Genomic DNA, 2,589 nt, shown 5'->3' on the forward strand with positions numbered 1-2,589 from the left:
GGTCCGCGTGCCGGGCCTGGTGCTGCCCCGCATCGCTCTGGACGCCGACGGCACGCTCGCCGAGCACCGCGCCAGTCTGAGAGCCAGCCTGCGTCAGCCAGCGCCCGCGCCCGGCAGCGAGGCGAGCGCCGCAGCGCCGGCCGCCGCCGCGGAATCGCTCGCACTGGCCGCCGACCTGAGCGGCGCTTGGCGAGCCGGGACCGGCAAGGCGCCATCAACGTGGCGCGCCACGCTGAGCGAACTGTCGCTGCGTCGGACAACGAGCCCGGCGAACGGCAGCGCGAGCGGCGACCCCCGCAGCGGCTCTGAAGGCCGCAGCAGCGCCGATGCCGGCACTGGCACTGGCACTGGCACTGGCACTGGCACTGGCACTGGCGCCCGCAAAGCAAGGCCGTCGAGCGCCCCGCCGCTGCCGCTGTTCGTCGCGCGCGACCTCCAACTGGTGCTCGAACAGGGCGAGCAATCCCTCGCCCTTCGGCTCGAGCCCGGCCGCGCCGCGGTGCTCGGCGCGGCCCTGCGCTGGAGTCGGCTGCAGTGGCAGCGCAACGGCGCGGCGCCCGCGCGGCTGGCGGTGCAGGCCGAGGTGGAACCTTTCGTCGTGGCTGAATTGCTGCAGCGGCTGCAGCCCGGATTCGGCTGGGCCGGCGACCTGCGCCTGGGCGCGCGCATCGACGTGAGCAGCGATCCGGTCGTGCGCGCGCAGGTGGAAATCGCACGCACCGGCGGCGACCTGCAGATCAGCGAGTTCGGCGTCGTTCAATCGCTGGGCCTGACCGACCTACGGGTCGCACTCGACGCGCAGGCCGGCGTGTGGCGCCTGACCGAACTGATCGCCGGTGCCAACCTCGGCCGCATCGAGGGACGGCAAACGGTGCGGGCCGAGCCCACCGCGCTGTTTCCCGGCCCCGAGGCGCCGATCGACGGGCGACTCGACGTACAGGTCGAAAACCTGGCCGCCTGGGGTGCCTGGATCCCTGCCGGCTGGCGCCTGGGCGGCACGCTGGACGCGTCGCTGCGCCTGGCCGGCCGCGTCGGCGCGCCCGAACTGATCGGCGAGGTGCACGGCCGCGAACTGGCCCTGCGCAACACACTGGAGGGCGTGTCCCTGCGCGAGGGGCGGCTCGACGCGCGCTTCGATGGCAACAGTGCTCGCCTGGAGGTGCTGCGCTTCCAGGCCGGCGAAGGCGAGCTGCGCGCCAGCGGCACGGCACGGCTGGGCGCGCAGCCGCAGGCGCAACTGGCGCTTGTCGCCGAAGAGGCCGAGGTGCTCGGGCGCGTCGATCGGCGCATCGTCGCGAGCGGCCGGATCGACGTGCGGCTCGATCCCGAGAAGGTCGCCATCACCGGCAAACTGGGCATCGACCGCGGCCTGATCGACATCAGCCGCGGCGGCGCGCCCAGCCTCGCCGAAGACGTGACCGTGCGCCGCCCGGGAGACACGGCGGCGGCCGACGAAGCCGCCGCCGCCGAAGCTGCGCCGAGCGCGCCCCGCGCCGTGGAGATGCAACTGGCCATCGACCTCGGCGAGCGGCTGCAACTGCGCGGCCTCGGCATCGACACTCGGCTCACAGGCAAGTTGCAGATCACCACCCCGAAGGGTCGGCTCGAAGCACGCGGAGAGATTCGCACGCAAGACGGCACCTATCAGGCCTATGGCCAGGATCTCCAGATCGAGCAGGGCATCATCACCTTCGTCGGCAATCTGGAGAACCCGCGCCTGAACATCGAGGCGGTCCGTGCCGAAACCGACGTTCGCGTCGGTGTTCGCGTCACCGGCAGCGTGCTGACGCCGCGCATCCAGCTGTTCTCCGACCCTGAAATGCCCGCCACCGAAAAGCTCGCCCTGCTCGTCACCGGGCGCAGCTACGACGAACTGGCTGGCTCCGAGACGCTGCTGCTCCAACGCGCCGCCCTCGCACTGCTGCAGGGCGACGGCAGCGGCGGCAGCAAGTTCGACCCGGCCAAGCTGCTGCGCCTGGACGAGTTGTCGGTGCGCCAGAGCGACGGCGCGACCGCCGACACCATCGTGACCCTCGGCAAGCAGCTGTCCGAGCGGGTGTACGTGGGCTACGAGCGCGGCCTCAGCGCCGCGGCCGGCAACCTGCAGTTGATCTACCGCATCGCCCAGCGTTTCACGGTGCGCGCGCAGTCCGGCGAAGACCCGGCGATCGATCTGATCTGGATGTTCCGCTGGAACTGAAGGACCGCCTACCGGTCGGTTTGGTCGCGCTCCTGTTCCCGCTCTTCGATGCCGTGGCTGAACCGGAACAGCACCCGCAGGATGATCAACACCATGAACGTGCTCAGCACGGCGGTGGTCTCCAAACCCAAGCCTGCCGTGATGCCGATGGCGGCAGTGGCCCAGATGCCGGCCGCCGTCGTCAGGCCGCGGATCACGCCGTCGTCCTTGAGCTTGAGCACCGCTCCGGCGCCCAGAAAACCGATGCCGGCGACGATGCCCTGCAGCACGCGGCTCAGATCGCCCAGTTCCATGCCGGCCTGCCTTGGCGCCAGCACGAACAGCGCGGCGCCGAGCGACACCAGCATGTGCGTGCGCAAGCCGGCGGCGCTGTCGCTGCGCTCGCGCTC

General features: G+C 71.6%; 2 protein-coding genes. One reads left to right on the forward strand and one right to left on the reverse strand.

Going from position 1 to position 2,589, the window contains the following annotated elements; all coding sequences use genetic code 11:
* Window positions 1-2,200 (forward strand): translocation/assembly module TamB domain-containing protein (locus H0W38_RS20690; protein ID WP_292457736.1); only part of this gene is annotated, 2,200 nt, incomplete at its 5' end.
* 8 nt (window positions 2,201-2,208) lie between these two features.
* Here H0W38_RS20690 and H0W38_RS20695 read toward each other — a convergent pair.
* On the reverse strand, window positions 2,209-2,589 hold a 381-nt coding region (locus H0W38_RS20695; RefSeq protein ID WP_292457738.1), incomplete at its 5' end, for an MgtC/SapB family protein.

The organism is Methylibium sp., from assembly GCF_013817365.1.
Lineage (GTDB): Bacteria > Pseudomonadota > Gammaproteobacteria > Burkholderiales > Burkholderiaceae_C > Methylibium.